Annotated in this window: 20 protein-coding genes and 2 tRNA genes; 10 read left to right on the top strand and 12 right to left on the bottom strand. The window is 67.3% G+C overall.

Features of this window, described 5'->3' with window-relative positions:
* The first annotated feature begins 106 nt into the window (after positions 1 to 106).
* The 8 genes from H4O10_RS15305 to H4O10_RS15270 are packed head-to-tail and all read left to right on the top strand — an operon-like array spanning position 107 to position 8,121.
* Positions 107 to 1,195, top strand: a complete 1,089-nt coding sequence (locus H4O10_RS15305) for an acetylornithine deacetylase (RefSeq protein ID WP_005410367.1) — start codon at positions 107 to 109, stop codon at positions 1,193 to 1,195.
* Between the two features lie 25 nt (positions 1,196 to 1,220).
* Positions 1,221 to 2,549: an acetylglutamate kinase gene (locus H4O10_RS15300; protein ID WP_033834678.1), complete on the top strand. Its 1,329-nt coding sequence runs from the start codon at positions 1,221 to 1,223 to the stop codon at positions 2,547 to 2,549.
* 3 nt (positions 2,550 to 2,552) lie between these two features.
* The gene (locus tag H4O10_RS15295) at positions 2,553 to 3,155 is read left to right on the top strand and encodes a GNAT family protein (protein WP_049453465.1); all 603 of its coding nucleotides are present in this window, start codon (positions 2,553 to 2,555) and stop codon (positions 3,153 to 3,155) included.
* A complete protein-coding gene (gene argC, locus H4O10_RS15290) occupies positions 3,152 to 4,105 on the top strand; it encodes an N-acetyl-gamma-glutamyl-phosphate reductase (protein WP_005414005.1) in 954 nt (317 codons plus the stop codon). The genes H4O10_RS15295 and argC overlap by 4 nt, the downstream gene beginning before the upstream one ends.
* Positions 4,106 to 4,125: 20 nt before the next feature.
* Positions 4,126 to 5,421, top strand: coding sequence for an argininosuccinate lyase (gene argH / locus H4O10_RS15285; RefSeq protein WP_033834675.1), 1,296 nt, complete (start codon positions 4,126 to 4,128; stop codon positions 5,419 to 5,421).
* A complete protein-coding gene (locus H4O10_RS15280) occupies positions 5,421 to 5,684 on the top strand; it encodes a YciI family protein (RefSeq protein WP_005414003.1) in 264 nt (87 codons plus the stop codon). Before argH ends, H4O10_RS15280 begins: the two co-directional genes overlap by 1 nt.
* An 11-nt stretch (positions 5,685 to 5,695) precedes the next feature.
* Complete coding sequence (gene proB / locus H4O10_RS15275; protein ID WP_049431572.1) at positions 5,696 to 6,853, top strand: glutamate 5-kinase; 1,158 nt, start codon at positions 5,696 to 5,698, stop codon at positions 6,851 to 6,853.
* Entirely contained in the window at positions 6,850 to 8,121 is a 1,272-nt protein-coding gene (locus H4O10_RS15270; protein WP_049453466.1) for a glutamate-5-semialdehyde dehydrogenase, read from the top strand. The genes proB and H4O10_RS15270 overlap by 4 nt, the downstream gene beginning before the upstream one ends.
* 135 nt (positions 8,122 to 8,256) lie before the next feature.
* Here H4O10_RS15270 and pgaD read toward each other — a convergent pair whose 3' ends face one another.
* The 10 genes from pgaD to H4O10_RS15220 form a co-directional block, all read right to left on the bottom strand.
* Positions 8,257 to 8,727: a poly-beta-1,6-N-acetyl-D-glucosamine biosynthesis protein PgaD gene (pgaD, locus tag H4O10_RS15265; protein WP_005410359.1), complete on the bottom strand. Its 471-nt coding sequence runs from the start codon at positions 8,725 to 8,727 to the stop codon at positions 8,257 to 8,259.
* Positions 8,724 to 9,980, bottom strand: a complete 1,257-nt coding sequence (gene pgaC / locus H4O10_RS15260) for a poly-beta-1,6-N-acetyl-D-glucosamine synthase (protein ID WP_005414000.1) — start codon at positions 9,978 to 9,980, stop codon at positions 8,724 to 8,726. The genes pgaD and pgaC overlap by 4 nt, the downstream gene beginning before the upstream one ends.
* Before the next feature lies 1 nt (position 9,981).
* Complete coding sequence (gene pgaB / locus H4O10_RS15255) at positions 9,982 to 11,868, bottom strand: poly-beta-1,6-N-acetyl-D-glucosamine N-deacetylase PgaB (RefSeq protein ID WP_049453468.1); 1,887 nt, start codon at positions 11,866 to 11,868, stop codon at positions 9,982 to 9,984.
* Position 11,869: 1 nt separating this feature from the next.
* Positions 11,870 to 13,897, bottom strand: coding sequence for a poly-beta-1,6 N-acetyl-D-glucosamine export porin PgaA (pgaA, locus tag H4O10_RS15250; RefSeq protein ID WP_088470621.1), 2,028 nt, complete (start codon positions 13,895 to 13,897; stop codon positions 11,870 to 11,872).
* A 344-nt stretch (positions 13,898 to 14,241) separates the two neighbouring features.
* The gene (locus H4O10_RS15245; RefSeq protein ID WP_033832954.1) at positions 14,242 to 15,447 is read right to left on the bottom strand and encodes an MFS transporter; all 1,206 of its coding nucleotides are present in this window, start codon (positions 15,445 to 15,447) and stop codon (positions 14,242 to 14,244) included.
* Positions 15,448 to 15,667: 220 nt separating this feature from the next.
* A tRNA-Pro gene (locus tag H4O10_RS15240) sits at positions 15,668 to 15,744 on the bottom strand.
* 140 nt (positions 15,745 to 15,884) lie between these two features.
* Positions 15,885 to 15,961: transfer RNA gene (locus H4O10_RS15235), tRNA-Pro, on the bottom strand.
* A 55-nt stretch (positions 15,962 to 16,016) separates the two neighbouring features.
* On the bottom strand, positions 16,017 to 16,133 hold the full coding sequence (gene cydX, locus H4O10_RS15230) for a cytochrome bd-I oxidase subunit CydX (RefSeq protein ID WP_005410354.1): 117 nt from the start codon (positions 16,131 to 16,133) through the stop codon (positions 16,017 to 16,019).
* Positions 16,134 to 16,191: 58 nt separating this feature from the next.
* Positions 16,192 to 17,343 (bottom strand): cytochrome d ubiquinol oxidase subunit II, encoded by a 1,152-nt coding sequence (cydB, locus tag H4O10_RS15225; protein WP_033832953.1) that lies wholly within the window; start codon positions 17,341 to 17,343, stop codon positions 16,192 to 16,194.
* A 15-nt stretch (positions 17,344 to 17,358) separates the two neighbouring features.
* Positions 17,359 to 18,948 (bottom strand): cytochrome ubiquinol oxidase subunit I, encoded by a 1,590-nt coding sequence (locus H4O10_RS15220; protein WP_005410352.1) that lies wholly within the window; start codon positions 18,946 to 18,948, stop codon positions 17,359 to 17,361.
* 228 nt (positions 18,949 to 19,176) lie between these two features.
* Here H4O10_RS15220 and cydD point away from each other — a divergent pair, with 228 nt between their 5' ends.
* Entirely contained in the window at positions 19,177 to 20,922 is a 1,746-nt protein-coding gene (cydD, locus tag H4O10_RS15215) for a thiol reductant ABC exporter subunit CydD (protein ID WP_033832951.1), read from the top strand.
* A complete protein-coding gene (gene cydC, locus H4O10_RS15210) occupies positions 20,919 to 22,592 on the top strand; it encodes a thiol reductant ABC exporter subunit CydC (protein WP_049454319.1) in 1,674 nt (557 codons plus the stop codon). The genes cydD and cydC overlap by 4 nt, the downstream gene beginning before the upstream one ends.
* A 92-nt stretch (positions 22,593 to 22,684) precedes the next feature.
* On the opposite strand, the gene H4O10_RS15205 is transcribed toward cydC, so the two are convergent.
* Both H4O10_RS15205 and H4O10_RS15200 read right to left on the bottom strand, forming a co-directional pair.
* Positions 22,685 to 23,029 carry a DUF1294 domain-containing protein gene (locus tag H4O10_RS15205; RefSeq protein ID WP_049454321.1) on the bottom strand — a complete coding sequence of 115 codons (345 nt, stop codon included), beginning with the start codon at positions 23,027 to 23,029 and terminating at the stop codon, positions 22,685 to 22,687.
* Complete coding sequence (locus H4O10_RS15200; RefSeq protein ID WP_049454323.1) at positions 23,029 to 24,141, bottom strand: homoserine O-acetyltransferase; 1,113 nt, start codon at positions 24,139 to 24,141, stop codon at positions 23,029 to 23,031. Before H4O10_RS15200 ends, H4O10_RS15205 begins: the two co-directional genes overlap by 1 nt.
* Positions 24,142 to 24,284: the final 143 nt, after the last annotated feature.

Below are 24,284 nucleotides of genomic sequence, written 5' to 3'. Positions count from 1 at the left end.
TGGAGGGTAGTGCCGGCCGCTGGCCGGCTCGTGGCACGGCTGGATCATTGCGGAGCCGGCCAGCGGCCGGCACTACCGATTTCGAACCCTACGGATATTCAGACACATGCTTGAACAGACGCTCGATCACCTGCAGGCCTTGGTGTCTTTCGACACCCGCAACCCGCCGCGTGCGATCACCACCGGTGGCATCTTCGATTACCTGCGCGCGAACCTGCCCGGCTTCAACGTCGAGGTGATCGACCATGGCGCGGGCGCGGTCAGCCTGTACGCCGTGCGTGGTACGCCGAAGTACCTGTTCAACGTGCATCTGGATACGGTGCCGGACTCGCCGCACTGGAGTGCCGACCCGCATGTGATGCGGCGCCTGGACGACCGCGTGGTCGGCCTGGGCGTGTGTGACATCAAGGGCGCGGCCGCTGCACTGGTGGCTGCGGCCAATGCCAGCGATGGTGATGCCGCGTTCCTGTTCTCCAGCGATGAAGAAGCCAACGATCCGCGCTGCATCGCCGCGTTCCTGGCCCGCGGCATTCCGTACGAAGCGGTGCTGGTGGCCGAGCCGACCATGAGCGAAGCGGTGCTGGCGCATCGCGGCATCAGCTCGGTGCTGATGCAGTTCGCCGGTCGTGCAGGGCACGCCTCGGGCAAGCAGGATGCGGCTGCCAGCGCGCTGCACCAGGCGATGCGCTGGGGCAATCGCGCGCTGGACCATGTGGAATCGCTGGCTTCGGCGCGCTTCGGTGGGCTGACGGGCCTGCGCTTCAACATCGGCCGCGTCGAAGGCGGGATCAAGGCCAACATGATCGCGCCCGCTGCCGAAGTGCGCTTCGGCTTCCGGCCGCTGCCGTCGATGAACATCGACGCGTTGCTGGCCACCTTCGCCGGTTTCGCCGAGCCGGAAGCGGCGGTATTCACCGAAACCTTCCGTGGCCCCAGCCTGCCGGCCGGCGACATCGCCGAAGCCGAGAACCGCCGCCTGCTGGCACGTGACGTGGCCGATGCGCTGGAACTGCCGATCGGCAACGCGGTGGACTTCTGGACCGAGGCCTCGCTGTTCTCGGCCGGTGGTTACACCACGCTGGTGTTCGGCCCGGGTGACATCGCCCAGGCCCACACCGCCGATGAGTTCGTGACGCTGGAGCAGTTGCAGCGCTACACCGACGCCGTGCACCGCATCATCGCCGCCGGCGCCTGATTCTTCCCTTTCCGACGAAACCGAAATGTCTCCTGCCCTCCAGCCCCATCGCCAGACCCGCCAGACCATCGTGCGCCTGCTTTCCAGCATGGCCAGCGCGAAGGAGATCAGCCAGTACCTCAAGCGCTTCTCGCAGCTGGATGCCAAGCGCTTCGCCGTGGTCAAGGTCGGCGGCGCGGTGCTGCGCGACGACCTCGACGCGCTGACCTCTTCGCTGTCGTTCCTGCAGGAAGTCGGGCTGACCCCGATCGTGCTGCACGGCGCCGGCCCGCAGCTGGATGCCGAACTGTCGGCCGCCGGCATCGAGAAGCAGACCGTGAACGGCCTGCGCGTGACCTCGCCGGAAGCGCTGGCAATCGTGCGCCGGGTGTTCCAGCAGTCCAACCTGCGGCTGGTCGAGGCGCTGCAGCAGAACGGCGCGCGCGCCACCTCGATCACCGGCGGCGTGTTCGAAGCCGAGTACCTGGATGTGGATACCTACGGCCTGGTCGGCGAGGTGAAGAAGGTCAACCTGGCACCGATCGAGGCCAGCCTGCGCGCCGGCTCGATCCCGGTCATCACCAGCCTGGGCGAGACCGCCGGCGGCCAGATCCTCAACGTCAACGCCGACTTCGCCGCCAACGAGCTGGTACAGGAACTGCAGCCGTACAAGATCATCTTCCTGACCGGCACGGGCGGCCTGCTGGACGAGGTGGGCAACGTGATCGATTCGATCAACCTGTCCACCGAGTACGACCACCTGATCGCGCAGCCGTGGATCCACGGCGGCATGAAGGTGAAGATCGAACAGATCAAGGATCTGCTCGACCGCCTGCCGCTGGAATCGTCGGTGTCGATCACGCGCCCGGCCGACCTGGCCAAGGAACTGTTCACCCACAAGGGTTCGGGCACGCTGGTGCGCAAGGGTGAAAAGGTGCTGCGCGCCACCGCCTGGAACGAACTGGACCTGCCGCGCCTGAAGGGCCTGATCGAATCCAGCTTCGGCCGCGCGCTGGTGCCGGACTATTTCGAGAAGACCAAGCTGTTGCGTGCCTACGTCAGCGAGAACTACCGCACCGCGGTCATCCTCACCGACGAGGCAGAGGGCGTGTACCTGGACAAGTTCGCCGTGCTCGACGACGCGCAGGGCGAGGGCCTGGGCCGTGCGGTCTGGAACGTGATGCTGGAAGAGACGCCGCAGCTGTTCTGGCGCTCGCGCCATGGCAACCCGATCAATCACTTCTACTACGCCGAATCCGACGGCTGCTACAAGCAGGACCACTGGAAGGTATTCTGGTTCGGTGCCGATGGCATAGACCGGATCAAGACCTATGTCGATCATTGCGCGCAGCGCACCCCGAGCCTGCAGGGCTGAGCAATGAGCAACCTCGATGCCTGGAACACGGTTCCCACCCTGCGCGGCCAGCACGTAACCCTGCAGCCGCTGCAGATGGAACACGTGCCCGGCCTGCGCGATGCGCTTGAAGGCAGCGGCCTGGACCAGCTCTGGTACACCCAGGTGCCGTCGCCGGAACAGGCCGAGACCTATGTGCGGGCCGCGCTGCAGGCGCAGAGCGAAGGCAAGGTGCTGCCGTTCGTGATCCGTGATGCGGCTGGCGGAATCGTTGGCAGTACCCGTTTCTATGACATGGATGCCGGTGTGCCGAAACTCAGCCTCGGCTACACCTGGTATGCGCCGCGCGTGCAGCGTACCGGTGCCAACACCGAAGCCAAGCTGTTGCTGCTGCAGCACGCCTTCGAAACGCTGGGCTGCATCAGCGTGGTGCTGGAAACCAGCTGGTTCAACGCCACCTCGCGCACTGCCATCGCCCGCCTCGGCGCCAAGCAGGATGGCGTGCTGCGCAACCACAAGCGGCATGCCGACGGCACGCCGCGCGACACCGTCATCTTCTCCATCATCGACGCGGAATGGCAGGGCGTGAGGCGCCACCTGCAGTACCGCCTGGACAGCCACGCATGAACGATTCGACCTTTACCCTTGGCATCGTCGGTGCCCGCGGCCATACCGGCGCCGAGCTGATCAAGCTGGTGGCCGCCCATCCGCGGCTGGAACTGGCTTTCGTCTCCTCGCGCGAGCGCGCCGGGCAGCGCCTGTCCGACCATCACCCGGAATTCCAGGGCGATCTGCAGTACGAGAACCTGGACGCCGACGCGGTGGCGGCCAAGGGTGTGGACGCAGTGATCCTGGCCCTGCCCAATGGCCTGGCCGCACCGTTCGTGGCTGCGCTGGAAGCGGCGAAGCCGGACACCGTCATCGTCGATCTCTCGGCCGACTATCGCTTCGACAACAGCTGGTACTACGGCCTGCCAGAGCTGACCCGCGGCCGCTACAACGGCCAGAAGCACATCAGCAACCCAGGCTGCTATGCCACGGCGATGCAGCTGGCGGTGCATCCGCTGCTGGACCTGCTGGCCGGTCCGCCGCAGTGCTTCGGTGTCTCCGGCTACTCCGGCGCCGGTACCACGCCGTCGGACAAGAACAACGTCGAACTGCTGGCCGACAACCTGATGCCCTACGCGCTGACCAACCACGTGCACGAGCGCGAGGTGTCGGTGCAGCTGGGTGTGGCTGTTGAATTCATGCCACATGTCGCGCCGCATTTCCGGGGCATCACGCTTACCGCCAACCTGTGGCTGAACCGCGTGCAGACCCGCGAACAGATCGTCGAGCGCTTCCAGCAGGCCTATGCCGGCGAACCCCTGATCGACGTGGTGGATGAAGCGCCGTGGGTCAGCCGCATCGCCGGCCGACATGGTGCCCAGGTCGGTGGCTTCACCCTGGCCCCGGGCGGCAAGCGGGTCGTCGTGGTGGCGACCCTGGACAACCTGCTCAAGGGCGCGGCCACCCAGGCCATGCAGAACCTCAACCTCGCGCTGGGCATCGACGAACTGATGTCCATCCCGCACTGAACACGCCTTCCGGAGCCCCCATGGCAGACCTTCTTTGGCAGAAGCCCGGCGTCGCTGTCGACGCCCAGATCCAGACCTTCCTCGCCGGCGACGACGTGATCCTCGACCGCGAGTTCTTCCTGCACGACATCGCCGCCAGCGCCGCGCACGCGCAGGGCCTGCAGCACATCGGCATCCTCAGTGCCGACGAGCTGGACGGCCTGCTGCGCGAACTGGAGGTGCTGGCGCAGGACTTCCGCGAAGGCCGCTTCGTGCTCGATACCCAGTATGAGGATGGCCACTCGGCGATCGAAGCGCGCCTGACCGAACGCCTCGGCGATGCCGGCCGCAAGATCCACACCGGCCGCAGCCGCAACGACCAGATCCTGGTCGCCACCCGCCTCTGGCTGAAGGAGAAGCTGCAGCGCGTGGCACAGCTCAGCGCCGAAGTGGCCAAGGTCGCGCTGGACCGCGCACAGGCCGAGAAGGACCTGCCGATTCCCGGCTACACCCACATCCAGCGCGCCGTAGTGTCCTCGGCCGGCATGTGGTGGGCGGGCTGGGCCGAGGCCTTCATCGACAATGCCATCCGCGCGTGTGACACCCATGCGCTGGTCGATGCCAATCCGCTGGGCACGGCTGCCGGCTACGGCGTGAACCTGCCGCTGGACCGCGAACACACCACGGCCGCGCTCGGTTTCGCGCGCATGCAGATCTCGCCGATCTACGCACAGCTGTCGCGCGGCAAGTTCGAGCTGGCCGCGCTGGAAGCGCTCGGTGGTGCCACGCTGGACCTGCGCCGCATCGCCTGGGACCTGTCGCTGTTCACCAGCGCCGAGTTCGGCTTCGTCGCGCTGCCGGCGCAGTACACCACCGGCAGTTCGATCATGCCCAACAAGCGCAACCCGGACGTGATCGAGCTGATGCGTGCGACCCACGCCAGCGTCGCCGCAGCGCGCACCGAGATCGAGCAGCTGCTGTCGCTGCCGTCGGGCTACCACCGCGACCTGCAGTCGTCCAAGGGTGCCATCTTCCACGGCTTCGGCCGTGGCCTGGCCGCGCTGGAGCTGCTGCCGGCGCTGCTGGCCAATCTGGAATGGCGTGACGACAAGCTGCGTGCGGCCATCGATTCGGGCATGTATGCCACCGACGTGGCGGTGGAAGCGGCCGTGGCCGGCGTGCCGTTCCGTGAGGCCTACAAGGCCGCTGCGGCCGGTGCCGACAGTGCAGGGCAGGGGCGTACCCCGGAAGGCAGCCTCGCCGCGCGCGTGTCGCCGGGTTCGGCCGCCGACCTGCGCCTGGACGAACTGCGCGCGCGCTGGCAGGCGCTGTCCTGATGGCGGGCACTGTCTACCTGGTGATGGCGATGCGCCGGCCGGACTTCAACGATGCAGCAGTGCAGCCGCACCGCGATTTCCTCGATGCGTTGCAGGCGCAGGGCAAGCTGCAGCTGACCGGTGGTTTCGCCGACGGCAGTGGTGGCGCCTATGTGCTGTGCAACGTGGACAGCCTGGCGCAGGCGCAGGCCATCGTCGCCACCGATCCGCTGGTGACGATGCAGGCCTCCGAGCTGACCGTGCACGAATGGAACACCCGCTGAGACACTGACCGATGATCCAGCACGCTGCCAACGTCGCCTCGCCGTTCCCCGAACAAGCGCTGCCGCCATGGCGGCGTGCGGTGCTGAAGGTCGGCAGCAGCCTGCTGGCAGCCGATGGCGGCGGCCTGTCACCACGCCACGCGCTGGGCCTGGCCCAGTTCGTCTCGGCCAATGTCCTGGCCGGGCGCGAGGTGGTGATCGTGTCTTCCGGCGCGGTCGCTGCCGGGCGCGCGATCCTGCCGCGGGCCGATGAGCCTGGCGCGGCGATGGCGGCGCGGCAGGCGCTGGCTGCGCTCGGCCAGGCCCAGCTGATCGGGCTCTGGCAGCGCTTCTTCGAGCGCCCGGTGGCGCAGGTGCTGCTGACCCATGACGACCTGCGCAACCGCCGCCGCTACCTCAACGCACGCGCCACGCTCAACGAACTGCTGCGGCTGGGCGCGTTGCCGGTGGTCAACGAGAACGACACCGTGTCGGTGGACGAGCTCAAGCTTGGCGACAACGACAACCTGGCGGCGACGGTGGCGGCACTGGTCGATGCCGATGCGCTGTTCATCGCCACCGATATCGATGGCCTGTACAGCGGCGACCCGCGCGCCGTGGCCGATGCGCGGCCGCTGCATGAGGTGCCGGAACTGAGTGACGAGGTGCTGGCGATGGCCGGCGGCGCCGGCTCGGGCGCCGGTACCGGCGGCATGCGGACCAAGCTGGAAGCGGCAGCGAAGGCGGGTCGTCTCGGCATCGAAACCTATCTGTTCAATGGCCGCAGCGGTGACGTGGTGCGCGCGCTGGCCCAGGACCGCCTGTTCGGTACCCGTATCCACGCCGCGCGCAGCCGTGAGGCGGCCCGCAAGCACTGGCTGCGGCACGCGCCGCTGGTCGAGGGTGCGATCGTGATCGATGCCGGCGCGGCGCAGGCGATGCGCGAGAAGGGCGCCTCGCTGCTTCCCGGCGGCATCACCGGCGCGGAGGGCATGTTCCGCCGTGGCGACATGGTGCAGGTGTGCTGGAACGCGCCACAGGGCCGCGTCTGCGTGGCGCGCGGCGTCAGCCAGTACGCGGCCGATGATGTGCGCCGGATCGCCGGCCGCCATTCGCGCGACATCGAGGCCGTGCTGGGCTACAACTACGGTGGCAGCGTCGTCCATCGCGACGATCTGGTGCTGCCATGACCGGTTTGAAGGACTCCCCGATGAGTGAAATCGAAGCGCAGGCGCGTGCCTGCCGTGACGCGGCCCAGATCGTTGCCGGCCTCGACAGTGCGGCGCGCCGCACGCTGCTGCTGGCAATGGCCCAGGCACTGGAAGTGAATGCCGGGCTGATCCTGGCCGGTAATGCGCGCGACCTTGCCGCTGCGCGCGAGAAAGGCATTGGCAGTGCCATGCTCGACCGCCTGGCGCTGGACCCGGCACGCCTGTTCGCGATGGCCGAAGCCGTGCGAGAGATCGCCGCGCTGCCCGATCCCGTCGGCCAGATCACCCGCAACGATGTGCGTCCAAACGGCATCCGCGTGCAGAAGGTGCGCGTGCCGCTGGGCGTGATCGCGATGATCTACGAGGCGCGCCCTAACGTGACCGCCGAAGCGGCTGCGCTGTGCCTGAAGGCCGGCAATGGCGTGATCCTGCGCGGTGGTTCCGAAGCGGTCCACTCCAACACCGCCATCGCCCAGGCGCTGGCCGGCGCCCTGCAGGCCAATGGTGTACCGGCGGCGGCAGTGACCGTGCTGACCGACCTGCGCCGCGAAGCAATGCTGGAGCTGCTGCAGCTGCATGAACTGATCGATCTGGCGATTCCGCGCGGCGGCGAAGGCCTGATCCGCTTCGTTGCCGAGCATGCGCGGGTGCCGGTGATCAAGCACTACAAGGGTGTCTGCCACCTGTTCGTGGATGCCAGCGCCGACCTCGGCAAAGCCATCGACCTTCTGGTGGACGGCAAGTGCAGCCGTCCGTCGGCCTGCAACTCGCTGGAAACCCTGCTGGTGCATCGTGATGTGGCCGAAGCCTTCCTGCCGCGCGTGGCGCAGGCGCTCGGTGAGCGTGGCGTGGAGCTGCGCGCCGACACGAACGCGCAGCCGCTGCTGCCGGGCAGCACCGCCGCCAGCGAAGACGACTACGCTGCCGAGTTCCTCGACCTGGTGCTGGCCGTGCGCGTGGTTGATGACCTCGAGGCGGCCATCGCGCACATCCGTGCCTATACCTCCGACCATACCGAAGTGATCGCCACCGAAGACGCCGGCCATGCCGAGCGCTTCGTCACTGCGCTGCGCTCGGCGGTGGTGATGGTCAATGCCTCGTCGCGCTTCTCCGACGGTGGCCAGCTGGGCCTGGGCAGCGAGATCGGCATTTCCACCACGCGCCTGCATGCGTACGGCCCAATGGGCCTGGAAGCACTCACCGTCGAACGATTTGTCGTGCGCGGTGAAGGGCAGACGCGCAAGTAGATCCACGCGATGCGCGGATGCTCTTCGCGTTAGACCCCGGTGCCGACCAAGGTCGGCGCCCACCAGGCCCAAGCGCCGACCAGGGTCGGCAGCTACCCAAGCAAGCGCCGACCCGGGTCGGCGACTACCGGGGCGTCACACCACCTCGCGGCGGATACCGATCGGCCGCGCGTGATCGTCCATGTGCAGCGTGGCGGCCTTGCAGCCCAGCAGGCGCTCGGCAAGGCCGGTGCTGGCACCCAGATCGGCCGCGACTTCATTGAGGCTGGCCAGCGGTCGCGGCAGGCGTCGCTCGTGGCCACGGAAGCGCGCGCGGTTGTACTCGGCCCAGCCGATCAGCAGCACGCTGGCACACAGCAGCATCAGCGGCAGCGCCACCAGCACATAGGGGTCGAACTGGCTTTGCCGTTCGTACAGCTGCTGCCAGGCCAGCTGGCCGCCGATCAGCCACGAGAACAGGGTCACCAACGGTGCCCACAGGTAGAAGTAGAACCCCCAGAACGCGAGGGTGACGAAGCCCCAGGCGGTGCGCTGGAAGCGTGGTTGGCGATGCGGCTTGCGGATCATCCGCGAGTCGAAGCGGTTGGACGGGCGTTGTGCGTTCATCGGATCCCCCGATCGGGACTGGTCCAGGTGGCGCGCTTGCTGCGACGGCGCAGCAGGGTCTTCGGCAACGCCACCAGGGTGGTGGAAAGACTGATCAGCCAGTACGCCATCGGGTACCAGATGACCCAGAAGTAGTTGCGTCCAATCTGTGTTTCGTAACGACGGTCGATGATCAGGCTGCTGGCGAACTGCATCAGGCAGACCAGGGCCAGGATCACGCCATGCCATTGCGGCAGCAGGCTGGCGATGTACAGCTGCGGCGGCATGTCGATGAGCTTGCCCAGCACCCACAGCACCACGATGAACAACATGGTGTAGGCCCAGATCACGCTCAGCACGTACTCCAGCAGTACGCCCCACATGCGCCGTTCCTTCCAGTGCAGCAGTGAACGCGCATGCCGCAGCATCACTTCCACGCCACCCTGCGCCCAGCGCAGCCGTTGCCGCCACAGACCCTTCAGCGTTTCCGGCATCAGGATGAAGCACAGCGCGTTGGGTTCGTAGCGGATGTCCCAATGCGCACGCTGCAGGCGCCAGCTGATGTCGATGTCTTCGGTCACCATGTCATCCGACCACCAGCCGACCTGGTGCAGGGCGGTGCGGCGAAAGCCGGCGATCACTCCGGAGATGGTGAAGATGCGCCCGTACACGCGCTGCGCGCGCTTGATCATGCCGATGATCGAGGAGAATTCGGCCACCTGCAGGCGTCCAAGCAGGGTGGAACGGTTGCGGATGCGCGGGTTGCCGGTGACCGCACCGACGCGGTTGCCGCTGACCAGGTGCCAGACCATCCAGTGCAGGGCGTGTTCCTCCAGCATGGCATCGCCATCGATGCACACCAGGTACTCCGAGCGGGCCGCCAGCGCACCCATGCGCAGCGCGTTGGCCTTGCCGAGGTTGCGGTCCAGGTGCAGCACGCGCAGCCGCGGATGCTTCGCCGCCAGCACGTCGAGCCGGGCGCCGGTGTCATCACTGCTGCCATCGTCGATGGCGATCACCTCGTAGTCGGCCGGATAGCGCTGTGCCAGCGCCGCGCCGAGTGTGTCGTCGAGGTTCGCGGACTCGTTGTGGCAGGGAATCAACAGGCTCGCGAACGGTGGATCGACCATCAGCGGCGGGTCGTTGCGTGGGCGCGAATGGCGTTCGCGCCGGAAGTAGTAATACAGGCCGCCCGACATCCAGAAGAACGCCATCACCATCGGGTAGTAGAAGGCGAACTGGAACAGGACCTGCAGCAGCGGGTGCATGTCCATGTCACTTCTCCGGGTACGGGAAGTTGCCGGCGGACATCGCCGCGCGGGCATCATGGGTGGAAGGCTGGCCGGCGATGAAGTCGTCCGGGTACCAGGCGAAGTGGTGCACGCCCTGCGCCTGCAGCTGGCGGATCTGTGCGCGCAGCCGCTCGGCGGGAATCGGTTGCCCGCTGCGCCAATCGACGGTCTGCAGTTCGAACAGGGTGTGCTGCAACTGGGGATCGTGCGCACGCACCGCGGCCAGCAGCTGGTCGAGCCAGCGTTCCGGATGCCTGCTGCCTTCCATCCACGGCATCGCCATCAGTGCGGTCTGGTCGTAGGCCTTGTTGAACAGGTCCAAGCGCTGCGCGAACCAGGCTTCGCTCTGCGGACGCAGTACCGGCTCCGCGTACAGGTTGCGCACCGTGGCCAGCTTCGGCCGCCAACGCTGCGCACTGTCGCGCAGGGCCAGGGTGAAGTCGATCAGCGCCCGGGTGCGAGCGCTGCCATCGTCGCCGGCCGCCAGCGTCGGCAGTTCTGTGTCGCGCAGGTAGCCATCATCATGGAAGAGCAGGCCTTCGAAGTACGAGTTGACGGCCAGATCCTCGTAGATGTCGAGCATGATCTGGCGTGCCTTCGGATTGGTGAAGTCCAGCCGGTACATGCCGTCGGCATCGCCGTTGTGGATCGCCAGTGCCTTGCGCTGCACGGGGTCGGGCAGCTCGAAGCCGAGCACCGGCAGCCATGCGTAGACCTTCACCCCCGCGCGCGACTTCAGCTGCCAGGCGACCCGGCTGAACAGGTCCGCGCGCATCGGCATGTACCGGTTGGGGAAGTACAGTGCATCGGCGGTGTTGTTGCCGTCCGGATCGGCGAACGCCTGCAGGTAGACGTGGGTGGGCGAGATGCGCTTGACCCGCTCGATCAGCGCATCGAGGTTGCGCCCCTGCTGCGCCGGGTCCGGGTCGTACACATCATCCAGGTCGACCTGCAACGCGCGGATGCCGTCGAGCGCAACGTCGCGCCGCAGCTCGTAGGCCAGGCCCTCCACGGTCGGGTTGTCGCTGACCAGGAAGCGCGCCAGCCCATGCAGGTCGCTGGCCACTGGCGTGCTGCGGCCTTCCAGATCGAAGGACACCGGCATGCCCAGCTGTTCGGCGATGTCGTTGCTCAACTGGTTGTAGGCGGCGTACGGCCAGACGATGGCGCGCGGGCGCACGCCCAGGTGCTGCTGGATGCGCTGCACGCTGCGGCTGAGATCGGCGCGCAGGCGCTGCTCGTACTGCGCCTCGCTCTCGTAGCTGCGCGTGGCCGGCCGGTAGATGCGGGTGACCACCGCTGGCGTCGAATTGCCCTGCGGATTGGCAAGCACTCCGTGGTGCAGGTCGTCGGTATGGCTGGCCACTTCGATCAGGCCGCTGTCGTGCATCTGCTTCAGCTGCGCCCAGGTAACGAAGTCATCGTGGCCGAACGGCCGGTAGCCATAGTCGATCGTGCGCCCGGGTGCCATGTCCACGTAATCGGTGATCACTGCCACCAGCGCCGGGTAGCGGTACGCCTGCAGCAGCGGGAACGCCTTGTCGTAGACGCTGCGCAGGCCATCATCGAAGGTCAGCAGTACCGGTTTCGGTGGCAGCGTGGCGCGTCCCTGGGAGGCGTCGATCACCTGCGACAGCGACACCGGGTGGTAGCCGTGTGCCCCCAGCCAATCCAGGTGCGCAGCGAAGTTCTGCGTGCTCACCGCGTAGGTATCGGCGTCGCCCTTGGCCGCGACCCGGTCGCGGATGTCGTGGTAGCTGAGGATCAGCAGGCCGTTGTCAGTGGCATCGAGATGCAGGGCCTGCTGCGCGAACGCCGGCGGCGTGGCGGCCAGCAGCAGGAGCACGATCAGTCGCAGGATGCGGGCCATGTCACTCTCCCCAGCGCAGTGCGGCTTCGAAGCCGATATGACGCTCGCGGTGGCCGTCGTAGACCGGCCGCGACCAGCGCACGCCGTACTCGAGCACGCGGCCCTGGCCCAGCTGCCATTCGTGCATGTAGGACACCGAAGGGACCAGAGCGCTGCCGAAGCCGTCCTGCCAGTAGTCACCCAGCGAGACCGTCAGGCGGTGCCGGAAGTGGCGCTCGTAGTGCCGCCACAGCTGCTGGTCGATGCGCAGCCCGATCTCGACCATGCGGTCGCGCTTCGGGTTGAAGTAGGGCGCGTCGTCGCGGCTGCCCCGGCTGGTGTAGGCACTGGCCAGGCCGTCGATCAACCAGCGCGGGCGGGTCAGCAGGCGCTGTTCGATGCTGGTGCTGAACAGCTCGCGGTGGTTGCCGTCGTCGTAGCGGAAGCGGCTGGCGCCGAACATCCAGTGGGTCAGCTCGCTGCGCCGGTAGTCGACCTGCGCGCTCACGCTGTCAGCGCTGATGCCCGCCACGCGCGCCTGCATCGAGGCTTCCGGGTCATTGCGTGCGGCCACCAGCCCGGCATGCCAGTAATCGTTGAACTGCCAACCCACGCCGATGCGCAGGCCGGTATCGCCAATGTGGTCGTTGGCGCGCAGTACCGCCGCTTCCGCATCCAGCTGGCCAAAGCGGTAGCGTACGCCCGCGCCCAGCCACAGCGGGTCGATGCGCTGGTCCTGGAAGTCGACCGAGCGCCTGTCGGCGAAGGCGAACAACCGCCAGCGGTCGTCGAGTACCGGTGTCTGCACTTCGACCCCGTAGTGACGGTCGTTGTTGCCCAGCGGCGAGGTGCCGCCACCGCCGGAGCTGCGACCAATGTCGGTCCATGCCTTCAGCTGCCAACCGCGATGCGCCCGCCAGGCCTGGTCCATGCGTTCGACGGCGGGTTGGGTCGGGTAGCGTGCGACAAGATCGTCGTGCAGTGGCCTTGCCAGGTCATCGCGCTGCAGGGCGACGTAGGCCTCCTCCATGCCCAGCCGCGGCTCGATGTCGCGGGGGTCCAGCGCATGTGCCATCTGCTGGCGCTGCAGTGCCATGCGTGGCCATCCGCGCATCATGTACACGCTGCCCAGCGCGCTCTGCAGGCCGCCGTTGCCCGGTGCGATGTCGACCATCGACTCCAGGTCGTGCTGTGCGGTGCGCAGGTCGCCGCTGTAGGCGCGTACCATCGCCAGATTCAGGTCGGCCTCGTAACGTGACCAGTTCGCGTACGGTGACTTGCCGTTGCTCCAGCGCCACGCCGGCTCCTTGTCACGCCAGGCCTGCAGCAGGTCGATCGCCTTTTCCTGCTGCTCGCTCTCCAGGTAGGCATAGGCCAGTTCCGAATGCGAGGCATCGCGTGTCGGGTCGCCGGCCACTGCCGCCTGCAGCACCGGTATGGCTTCTTCCGGATGCAGGGTGCCCATCAGCGAATCGCCGACCGCAGGCAGCACATAGTCGGGCAGGGCATGGCCTTCGGCCTGCAGTGCGCGGGCTTCCTCGCGCACCTGCGCATGGCGGCCCAGCCGGTTGAGCAGGATCAGCCGGTCCATGCGGACGCGAAGCGGCGCCTGCGCGGGCGGGGTGCCTTCGCTGCCCAGGTAGCGCTGCATGCGCGCCAGGGTCGATTCGGCTTCTTCCAGGCGGCTGTCTTCGCTGCTGCTGTAGGCCAGGCTCCAGACCACCAGCTTGGCCAGGTAGTCGCCTTCGATGCGCTGCTTCTGTGCAGCGTCGAACAGCTGCGGGCGCTGCTGGTACAGCTCCCAGGCGCGCCAGGCGTTGCCGATGTCGCCCAGGGTCAGTACGCGCAGCTTGAACAGCAGGTCGTCGCTGGGTTGCTCTTGGCTGGCGCGCTCGATCGCGCCGAGGGCATCCAGCCAGCGGGCCTGGTCGCGGTAGCGGCCGATCTCGGCCAGGGCCGCCTCGCGGTCAGGCGGGGCAGCGCTGCTGGCCCAGGCCAGGGTGGTACAGGCAAGGCCGACGCTGAGCGCCAGCCGGCGGTGGACAACCATCGGGAACCCCCTTGGCTTCCGAACCAGACAACCTGAGAAATGTGACGCACATCACATGCCAGCTTTTGGCGTGGCCGTGGCCCGCGTCACTCCCTTCGTGCATTCCCGTCCAGCAAGGACGGATACAAACCCGGACAGCGACCTGCAATGTCTTGTCTGAAACGAGAGTCCCCCGCACACCGAATGGCGGCCTGGGCGGCGCTGCCGCCCCCATGCCCGATGCCGGCACGCGGCAAGGATGGGCATTCGTGGGCACTATCCGCCCGGAATTGTCAGCCCGGTGTCAAAATGCGCAGACGGGCTGACGAGCGGTAGGTAGGGCCGGTTGCGAGGCCCTGCGCGGCTTACCAGAGGTCTTCCAGCTTGCGCGGCTTGCAGGCCACCCAGGAGGCGCACAGCATCAGGGTGGCGCAGCCGAACAGGAAGCTGAACGGGAGCGTCCAGCCGTTGCTGACCGTATGCAGCCAGCCGACCAGGAACGGCCCCAGGCAGCTGAAGCTGTAACCCACGCCCTGCATGAAGCCGGACAGTGCCGCCGAGCCGGTGGGGGTGCGCGTGCGCAGGTTGATCAGGGTCAGCGCCAGCGGGAAGGTGGATGGACCGACGCCGAGCAGGCACGCCCACAGCAGGGGGGCCTTCATCGGTGCCAGCAGCAGGCCGGTGAAGGCGATCACGAACGAGAAGAAACCGATCAGCACCAGCGGGAACGGGTTCTGCATGCGAACTGCCATGGACGGAATGACCAGCGACGGCAGCAGCCCGAGCGCCGAGAACACCGCCACCATCACGCCACCAAAGGCCGGTGTGCCGCCGGCCTCGACCACGATGCGTGGCAGCCAGGTGAACATCGAATAGGTCATCAGCGAAGTCATGCCGAACATCAGCGTCATGCTCCAGCCCAGTGAGGTGCGCCAGACTTTCCCATGCGGCTGTGCGGCCGGGTCGGTGGCATCTGCCTGCGGCTTCGGTGCGCGCCTGGCCAGAACCAGCCACGGCAATGCTGCGGCCAGTGCCAGCAGTGCCCACATGCCCAGCGACACGCGCCAGCCTGCGGCGTTGGCCACCGGCACCGCCAGCAGCGCCGGCAGCATTGTGCCCAGCTGCAGCACGCTGATGTAGAGCGTGCTCATGGTGCCGACCTTGTTGGCGAAATAGCGCTTCACCAGCGGCGGCACCACCACGTTGCCGATGCCCATGCCGGCCAGTGCCACCACCGAACCCAACAGCAGCGTGCCGACGTTGCCGGCGCTGGAACGCAGCAGCAGGCCGGCCATCGCCATCACCATCGCCAGCAGCGTGGTGCGCTCCAGGCCCAGGCGCCGCGCCAGCGCCGGCGTGGCCACGCCGAACAGTGCGAACGACGCGGTCGGCAGCATGCCCAGCACGCCGGTCATGGTGGTACCGAAACCGAACTGCTGGCCGAGCACGTCCAGCAGCGGGGTGATCGAGGTGACCGCGGTGCGCAGGTTGATCGCTGCCAGCAGGATCGCGGCGAATGCGAGGACGCGGCCGTGCAGCAGCGACGGCGAATCGGAAGTGGAGGAACTCATCGGTGGTCCTTGCAGGTGTCGCACGCCGGGGCAGTGGCATGCAGCGCCGGCATCGGTCTACGCCGAAGCGGCAGGTGGGGGAGGGCTGCTGGCGGGCCGGCAGCGCGGCCATTGTACGTGCGGGCTCCGGCAAGGTCCCGTCATGCGGGCGGCCAGGTGCCTGATACAAAAAAACCCGGAGGACAGTGATGTCTTCCAGGCTTCTTGGTGACCACCGAAGTGGTCGGGGAGACAGGATTCGAACCTGCGACCTCTACGTCCCGAACGTAGCGCTCTACCAGACTGAGCTACACCCCGAAGGGAGCCGCCTATTCTAGCGATTCACCCCGATGGCGGCAAGGGGGGAATGCTGTTTTCTTCACACTGCCGAAGCAGTGCCACTTCAGGGAACAAAAAAGCCTGGACGACTTCACCAGGCTTCAATGCGACCACGTGAGTGGTCGGGGAGACAGGATTCGAACCTGCGACCTCTACGTCCCGAACGTAGCGCTCTACCAGACTGAGCTACACCCCGAAGGAGCCGCCTAAGATACCGTGTGAAGGCCAAGGCGGCAAGGCTTTTTTACAGCTCAGCGACGATTTTCCTTCTCGATGCGGTTCTGCTCGCGGGCTTCGAACCACATGCCGTTGAGGATGGCCACCGTCGAGGCGAGGCCGGCACCGAGAATCCAGGCGAAATACCACATGATCAGTCTCCTTCATTCCGGGTAGGTGCCGACCGTTGGTCGGCACACGTGCAAGCAATCAGTACGCGTTCGGGTTGTTGCCCATCTCTTCGGTGGTGGTCTTGCCCTTCAGCACGCGGTACACCCAGGTGGTGTAGGCGAGGATGATCGGCAGGAACACCGCCGTGGCCAGCAGCATGATCCACAGGGTCAGGTGGCTGGACGAGGCGTCCCACACGGTCAGGCTGGAGGTGGGCTGGCTCGAGGACGGCAGCAGGAACGGGAAGATCGCAAAGCCGACGGTCAGGATGATGCCGGCGATGGCGGCCCCCGAGGCGATGAAGGCCGAGCCGCCGCGACGGGCCCGCAGCAGTACCGCACTGGCCAGCAGGCCGGCCAGGCCCAGCAGCGGCGCCAGGATCGTGGCCGGCATGGCGCTGTAGTTGCGCATCCAGCCACCGGCGGCGCCGAGTTCGGCGGTCTTCAGCAGCGGATTGGTGGCGCCGTCGGTGACCACCTGCGAGGTGATCTGGTAACCCGGCAGGCCGAAGGCCACCCAGGCACCGCCCACCGCGAACAGCACGAAGGCGATGATCGCGGCGATGCTGCCGAAACGGGCCGCACGTTCGGCCACCGGGCCGTCGGTCTTCAGCACCAGCATGGCGGCACCGTGGGCGACCAGCATCGACACGCTGAGCAGGCCGGCCAGCAGCGCGAAGGGCATCAGCAGGCCGAAGAACGAGCCGGTGTAGAAGATGCGCATGCTGTCATCGAAGTGGAACGGCACGCCCAGCACCACGTTGCCCACCGCCACGCCCATGATCAGCGCCGGGATGAAGCCACCGATGAACAGCGCCCAGTCCCAGGTGTTGCGCCAGCGCTCGCTGGGCATCTTGCTGCGGAACTTGAAGCCGACCGGTCGCAGGATCAGCGCGAACAGGATCACGAACATCGCCAGGTAGAACCCGGAGAAGCTGACCGCGTAGAGCGGCGGCCATGCGGCGAAGATCGCGCCGCCGCCCAGGATCAGCCACACCTGGTTGCCTTCCCATACCGGACCGATGGTATTGATCACCAGCCGGCGCTCGGCGTCGTTGCGGGCGACGAAGGGCAGCAGGGTGCCCACGCCCAGGTCGAAACCATCCATCACGGCGAAACCGATCAGCAGGATGCCGAGCAGCAGCCACCAGATCACGCGCAGCGTGGTGTAGTCCAGAAGAATGAAATCCATCTTGGTTCTCCTGCCTCAGGCCTGGCCGGCGGCCGGCGCCGAGGCATTGTGGGAAGCATGCGGCTGGGGCGACTGCAGTGACGGCAGCACCTCGTCCGGACCCTTGCGGATCGCCTTGAGCATCAGCTTGATCTCGACCACGATCAGCGCGGTGTAGATGGCAGTGAAGCCGGCCAGGGTCAGCACGATTTCATGCAGGGCCAGCCCCGATGCTGCATAGAAGGTCGGCAGCACGCCATCGACCGCCCACGGCTGGCGACCATACTCGGCCACGAACCAGCCGCACTCGATCGCGATCCACGGTGCCGGCAGCGTCCACAGGGCCAGCTTGAGGAACCAGCGCTTGTCCTGGAAATTGTTGCGGCAGGAGTAGTAGAAGGCCAGGGCGAAGAAAGCGATGAGGTAGAAGCCGAGGCCGGCCATCACGCGGAAGGTCCAGAACAACGGCATCACGCGCGGCACCGTATCCATCGCCGCCTGCGAGATTTCCTGCGGGGTGGCGTTGAGGATGTCATCGCGATAGCGCTTGAGCAGCAGGCCGTGGCCCAGGTCCTGCCAGTGACGGTCGAACATCTCGCGCGCTTCAACGTCGTTCTTGTTGGCGCGCAGGCGTTCCAATGCACCGTAGGCCAGCTGGCCGCCACGCACGCGGTGTTCGGCGCGCTCGACCAGTTCCAGGATGCCGGGAATCGGCTGGTTCAACGAGCGGGTGGCGATCAGGCCCATCAGGTAGGGGATCTTCACCGCGTAGTCGTTCTGGTGAGTCTCCTGGTTCGGGATGCCGAAGGCGGTGAAGTCGGCCGGCGCACGCTCGGTCTCCCACATCGCTTCGATCGCGGCCAGCTTCATCTTCTGGTGTTCGCTGGCGGCGTAACCGCTCTCGTCACCCAGCACGACCACCGACAGCGATGACAGCAGGCCGAACGCCGCGGCCACCGCAAACGAACGACGGGCCAGGTCCTTGTGCTTGTTGCGCAGCAGGAACAGCGCGCTGATCGCCATCACGAACACCGCACCGGTCACGTAGCCGGCGCTGACGGTGTGCACGAACTTGGCCTGCGCCACCGGGTTGAACACCACCGCCATGAAGTCGACCACTTCCATGCGCATGGTTTCCGGGTTGAACACCGCACCGGTCGGGTTCTGCATCCAGCCATTGGCCACCAGGATCCAGATCGCCGACAGGTTGGTCCCCAGCGCCATCAGCCAGGTCACCATCAGGTGCTTGACCTTGCTCAGGCGGTTCCAGCCGAAGAAGAACAGGCCGACGAAGGTCGCTTCCAGGAAGAACGCCATCAGGCCTTCGATGGCCAGTGGCGCACCGAAGATGTCACCCACGTAGTGGCTGTAGTAGGACCAGTTCATGCCGAACTGGAATTCCATGACGATGCCGGTGGCAACGCCCATGGCGAAGTTGATGCCGAACAGGACGCCCCAGAACAGGGTCATCCTGCGCCAGATCTCCTTGCCGGTCATCACATACACGCTCTCCATGATGGCCACCATGAAGGACAGGCCGAGGGTGAGCGGTACGAATAGGAAGTGGTACATCGCGGTCAGCGCGAATTGCAGCCGCGACAGTTCTACGACTGTCTGATCAATCATGGCCTGGCTACCTCGTTGGATAGTGCCGTTGCAGGTGGCGGGAAGGGTGGTCTACGACGTGAATGATGTGACCGACTACTTCAAACAGCCTTGATCCAGATCAATGTATGAACAGGTGCCCCGGTTGATCGTATGCCAACCTGATGAAGACTGCGACCGCCGGCCGCAGGGGCGGGCTATTGCCTGCGCCTACAATGCCGTGTCTCCCCCGTTGCCCGTGAAGACCTCTTGAGCGCTGCCGAAACGACCCCTGACGGCCTGTCCCCGGAAGCTGAAACCGCCCGCCAGCGGCGTGTGCGCACGGCCTGGCTGGCCGACCTGGCACGCTCCGCCCGGGGCCGCCAGCGCCTGGCCGCGCTGTGCATCAGCCTGTCCGGCGCACTGTTGATCGGCCAGGCTGCCGCCATCGCCTGGCTGGTGCAGCAGGTGCTGGTGGAGCGCGTGCCGCTGGCCTCTGGCCTGCCGGTGCTGGCGGGATTGGCGGTGATCCTGGTGCTGCGCACCCTGCTGGGCAGCGCCACCCAGGCCGCCGCCGGTGACGTGGCCGACGCCGCACGCCTGGCATTGCGCGAACGCGTGTTCGCACGCCTGCTGGGCCACGGCCCACTGTGGCTGCGGCAGCGCCGCACCGGCGAACTGGGTGAACTGATGCTGCATCACGGTGATGCGATCGAGAGCTATTACAGCGGCTTCCTGCCGGTGCGCACTGAAGTGGTGGTGGTGCCGCTGCTGATCCTGGCCGCGGTGGCCTGGGTGGACTGGGTGGTGGCGCTGATCCTGCTGTTCACCGCGCCACTGGTGCCGTTCTTCATGATGCTGGTGGGCTGGGGCGCCGAAGCGGCCGGCCGTGCGCAGCTGGATGAGCTGGCACGCATGAGCGGCCATTTCGCCGACCGCATCAAGGGCCTGGGCCTGCTACGCCTGTATGGCCGCGGTGACGCCGAGCTGGAGGGTATCGAGGCTGCCGCTGAAGGCGTGCGCGTGCGCACGCTGAAGGTGCTGCGGATTGCCTTCCTGTCGTCCACGGTGCTGGAATTCTTCGCCTCGGTGAGCGTGGCGATGGTGGCGCTGTACCTGGGCCTGAGCTATCTGGGCATGATGTCGCTGCATGCAGCGGTGCCGACGCTGGGTGCGGGGCTGTTCTGCCTGCTGCTGGCACCGGAATTCTATGCGCCGCTGCGACGGCTGGCCGCGCACTACCATGATCGCGCCAATGCACTGGCCGCCGCCGCCGAAGTGGAGCGCCTGCTGCAGTCGCTGCCCGATGAGCAGGGCCTGGTCGAGAACGAGGTTGCACCGCTGGCGGTGGAGCCGGCCGAGGCCGCCTTGCCGCCGCTGCAGGCACAAGGGCTGGTGCTGCGCCCGCTGGGCGCGCCGCAGGATGTGCTGCAGGATCTGGACCTGCGGCTGGAGCCGGGCCAGCGCCTGGCCCTGGTTGGTCCCAGCGGTTCCGGTAAAAGCACTCTGCTGGAAGCGCTGGCCGGCTGGCTGCCGCCGCGCGCCGGCAAGCTGCAGCTGCGTCCCGGTGTGCAGGTGGCCTATGCCAGCCAGCGCCCCTACCTGTTCCACGGCAGCATTGCCGACAACCTGCGGCTGGCCGATCCGGGTGCCAGCGATGCGCGTCTTCGTGCGGTGGCCGAGGCCGCGCAGGTGCTGCAGTTCGCGCAGCGCCTGCCACAGGGCCTGGACACGGTGATCGGCGAACGTGGCTTCGGCCTGTCCGGCGGCGAAGCCCGTCGTATCGGCCTGGCCCGGTTGTTGCTGCGCGACCCGCAGGTCCTGCTGCTGGACGAACCCACCGCGTTTCTCGACGCCGATACCGAGGCCGCACTGCTGCGCAGCCTGGCTGCCTATGCGCGGGGTCGCAGTGTGGTGGTCGCCACCCACAGCCCGGCGGTGATCGCCTGGGCCGACCGCTGCCTGCTGCTGCCGGAAGGGCGCCTGGTCGAACCGGCACAGGCGGTGCGCGCATGAGCCGTTCGCCTGATTCGCTGCGCGCGGTGTTCCTGCGCCATCGGCCGCGCCTGCTGCTGACCGTGCTGCTGCTGTGGACCACCATGCTGGCCGGCACCGCATTGCTTGGCCTGTCCGGTGGCTTCCTCACCGCCGCCGCGTTGGCTGGGGCGGCCGGCCTCGGCCAAGGCTTCAACTTCTTCTCACCGTCCGCGGGTATACGCGGGCTGACGATGGCGCGCATCGTGTCGCGCTACTTCGAGAAGCTGGTCGGCCACGACGCCACGCTGCGCATCGCCCGTGACCTGCGCGTGTGGTTCTTCCGCCGCGCGTTGCCGCTGGCACCCGCACGGTTGGGGGCTACGCGCACCGGCGACCTTCTGGCGCGCCTGCTCGGCGACATTGGTGAAGTGGACGGCCTGCTGGTGCGTGCGATCGGGCCGCTGGTGGCGTTGGGCGGATTGTCGCTGGTCGCGATCGTTTCGGCAGCACTGATCCTGCCGTCGGCTGCGGTGCTGCTGGCGGTGCTGGCGCTGCTGATCGCCTTCGGCGTGCGGTGGCTGGGCGTGCGTGGCCATGACGACGAAGAGGCCGACCGTGCCGCGCATCGTGCCGCATTGCGTACCGCCGCATTCGAAGGGCTGGAAGGTGCGGGTGACCTGGCCGCGCTGCATGCCGATGCAGCGTGGCAGCTGAAGGTGCGCGTGGCAGCCAAGCAGCTGGCCTCGCGTGACCGCCGCCGCCGCTGGCGCCTGATCGCGGCCTCGACCCTGCACGGCCTGGTGGCGGGGCTGGGCCTGGTGGCGATGCTGGCGTTGGCCCTGCACGCGGCCGAGCAGCAGCGCATCGCACCGGAAATGGCCGCAGGTTTGGTGTTCCTCACCGTGGCGCTGGTCGAGCTGTGGGCCGGCATGGGCCTGGCCTGGCAGTCGCTGCAGTCCGGGCGCATTGCCGCCGATCGCCTGCAGGCGATCGTCGAGCAACCGCCGACGGTGGACGATCCGCAGGCGCCACAGGTGGTGCCGCCGGCTGCGCGCGTGCATTGGGATGACGTGCATTTCCAATGGCCAGGCGGCGCGCGGCCGGTGTTGTCCGGCCTGCAGCTGACCCTGGCGCCAGGCGAACGCATCGCCATCCGTGGAGACAGCGGCAGCGGCAAGACCACGCTGTCGAGCCTGCTGCTGCGGTTGTGGGATCCGCAGCAGGGACGGCTGACCTACGGTGGCCGCGACCTGCGTGATTTCGCCCAGGCCGACTGGCACCGGCAACTGGCGTGGCTGCCGCAGAACGCGCCGGTGTTTGCCGGCAGCGTGGCCGAGAACCTGCGGTTGGGTGATCCCGATGCCAGCGACGCCGCGTTGTGGGCGGTGCTGCGCCGCGTGCGCCTGGGCGAATGGGCCGAGCGCAACGGCGGCCTGCAGGCCTGGGTGGGCGAGAACGGCGCGACGATGTCGGCCGGGCAGGCGCGGCGGTTGGCGTTGGCCCGTGCACTGCTGCGCAATGCGCCGATCCTGTTGCTGGACGAACCGACCGAAGGCCTCGACGTGGATACCGCACGCGCGCTGCTGCAGGACCTTTCCGGTTTGCTGGACGGGCGCAGCCTGTTGATGATCACCCACGACGACCTGCCCGAAGGCGTGGTTGATGCGCAGTACCGGTTGCGCGACGGGGCTCTGGTACGCGAAGCGTGAACCGGTAGTGCCGGCCGCTGGCCGGCAACCTCATGGCGCTTGATACGGACACGGAATTGCCGGCCAGCGGCCGGCACTACCGATTGCGAGGGTTACCGCGAGAACTCGCGCAGCAGTACCGCGATCGAGGCCACGTTGGCCAGCACGCACAACCAGAACACCCCCTGGAATGCGGCCTTGCGGTGCTTGTGGCGGAACAGCGCCTGGCCCAGCAGCGCGCCCGGCCAGCCACCGGCAAAGGCCAGCAGCTGCAGGGTGCGTTCGGGAATGCGCCACTGCTTTCGCTGCGCCGCGCGCTTGTCCTGGCCGTACAGCGCGAACGACACCGCGCTGGCCAGCACGCACCAGCCACCCAGCCACAGCGGCAGCACACCGCTGACCATCAGCGCGATCAACGCGCCGAACGCGGCGAGCGCCAGGTTGCGCCGCCAAGCCATTACAGCGCGTCGAGGAAGCCGCGCACGGCGGGGCCGAAACGATCGAAGTCGACCAGGAAGGCGTCGTGACCCTGCGGTGACTCCAATCCGATGAAATGGGCGTCAGCGCCTCCGGCACGCAGGCCATCGGCGACCTGCTGCTGCTGCTGCACCGGGAACAGGATGTCGGTGTTGGCGCCGATCGCCAGCGCCTTCTCCACCCGGATCTTCGCCAGCCCGGCCAGCACATCGCCATCGGCGTACTCGGCCAGGTCGAACCAGTCCATCGAGCGGCTCAGGTACAGATAGCAGTTGGGGTCGAAGAAACGCACGAAGCGCCGTGCGTGGCCTTCCAGGTAACTTTCCACCTGGAATTCGAGGCCGAACGGATCGTCGTCGGTCTGGTCCGAATCCAGCCGCACGCGGCCAAAGCGGCCATCCCATTCCAGTGCCGAACGGTAGGTGATCACGCCCAGCTTGCGCGCCATGCGCATGCCGGACTCGGGATACGCGTCGTCGTCGTAGTGGCCACCATTCCAGCGTGGATCAAGGCGGATCGCTTCGCGCTGCAGCGAGCGGATCGCGATGGAGAACGGCAGCGCCTGCGCGCTGCCGGAAATGTTGACGTGGCTGCGCGCAATGCCCGGGTGCAGCATCAGCACGGCCAACGCGGTCATGCCGCCCATCGAATTGCCGACCACGCAGGCAAGCTGTTCGATGCCCAGGGCGCGCACGACTTCGATCGCGGCGCGCGCGCCGTCTTCGATCGACAGCTCGGGGAAGTCGAGACGATACGGTTGGCTGGTTGCCGGGTTGAGCGAGGCCGGACCGGTCGAGCCCTTGCAGCTGCCCAGCGAGTTCACGCAGACCACGAACCAGCGGTCGGTATCGATCGCCTCGCCGGGTCCGACCATGCCTTCCCACCAGCCCGCTGCCGGGTTGGCGTCGTTGGCTGCCGCGTGTGCATCCGGCGAGAGGCCGGTCACGATCAGGATCGCGTTGCTGGCGTCGGCCGCCAGTGTTCCCCAGGTCTCATAGGCCACGCGCGCGCCGTGCAGGGCGCCGCCGCGCTTGAACGGGAAGGGCGAGGGCAGGGCGTGGAAGCGGGTGCCGGGCGGGATGAATTCGGTCATGCAGGCATTCTAGCGGGGCCGCATGTGGAGCTGGCGACACGCTGGTTTCCATCGGCGATGCAGGTAGTGCCGGCCGCTGGCCGGCAACCTCGCAGGCGCATCACGATTCATGAGGTTGCCGGCCAGCGGCCGGCACTACCGCG

Origin of the sequence: Stenotrophomonas sp. I18B00994 (assembly GCF_014145825.1) — a bacterium.
In the GTDB taxonomy this organism is placed as follows: domain Bacteria; phylum Pseudomonadota; class Gammaproteobacteria; order Xanthomonadales; family Xanthomonadaceae; genus Stenotrophomonas; species Stenotrophomonas maltophilia.
This window is presented reverse-complemented; position numbering and strand designations above follow the sequence as displayed.